Source organism: Nocardia sp. CY15, from assembly GCF_009829295.1.
Taxonomy (GTDB): Bacteria; Actinomycetota; Actinomycetes; order Mycobacteriales; family Mycobacteriaceae; genus Nocardia; species Nocardia sputi.
Genome location: NZ_VUOT01000099.1, coordinates 1 through 1,059, shown reverse-complemented (window position 1 = coordinate 1,059; position 1,059 = coordinate 1). Strand labels below are relative to the sequence as shown.

1 pseudogene is annotated in these 1,059 nt (G+C 69.1%); it reads left to right on the top strand.

Features of this window, described 5'->3' with window-relative positions:
- A pseudogene (locus tag GVY39_RS35515) lies at window positions 1–1,059 on the top strand (hypothetical protein); the annotation flags it as partial.

Below are 1,059 nucleotides of genomic sequence, written 5' to 3'. Positions count from 1 at the left end.
ATCGGTTGCGCCGCGCACGGATTCACCGGCGGCGCGGGCGGGCAGAAGATCCCACACGGAATCGGCGGCAAACCCGGAATCGTGATCATCACCTGCATCGGCACCGGCGGCCGCGGAACCGGAACCACCGCCCGCGGCGACTCACCCACCCGCGGCGCCGTCGTCGTCACCGCCGCCATCTCCGACCCCGGCCCCACCGAAGGCAACGTCCCCGGCGCCACCACATCCGGCGAAACCCGCACCTGCTGCGGCGAACCCCCCGTCCGATACGCCGCCGACCAACTCAACACATTCGCCGCGTACGCCATCGAGTTGTTGTACCGCAACACCGCCCGCAACTCCTGCGACCCATCCCGCAGATCCATACCCCCCGAACACAAATACTTCCCCGCCGCCAACGCCGCATCGAACACATTATGCGGATCCGACACCCCGTCCCCATTCCCATCCGCCCCATACAACCCCCACGTCCCCGGCAAGAACTGCATCGGACCCACCGCCCGCACAAACCCACCGTCCCCAGCCCGGATCACCTCGTTCCCCGGCAAACTCCCATCCAACGCCGGACCGAAAATCGGCGACACCGTCGTACCCGCCGCATCCGTACGCCCACCCCGCGCATGCCCCGACTCGATCCGCCCGATCCCCGCCAGCAAACTCCACGACAACCCACACCCCGGCGCCGAAGACGCCAACGCCAACTCCGCATTCCGATACGCCGCCAACACCACCTCCGGAATCCCCAACGCACCCCCCACCCCCGGCAACGAAAGCTCCTGCAACGGCACCACACCCGCAAACGGCGCCACCCCCGGCGTCACCGCCCGCAACCGCCGCGGCCCCTCCACCGACACCGGCAACCACCCCACCACCCCCGACGACCCACCCGCCACACCCCCACCCGACGCCGCCGCCAACACCTCCGGCGCCCGCGGCGCCGACACCCCCACCGGCGACTGCACCCCCGAACCACTCACCACCACACCAGCAACAACCAAAGCCGACACCGTTATCGGAGCAGATACACGCATTCGGCCACACCCAATCCCTCGACGTCGT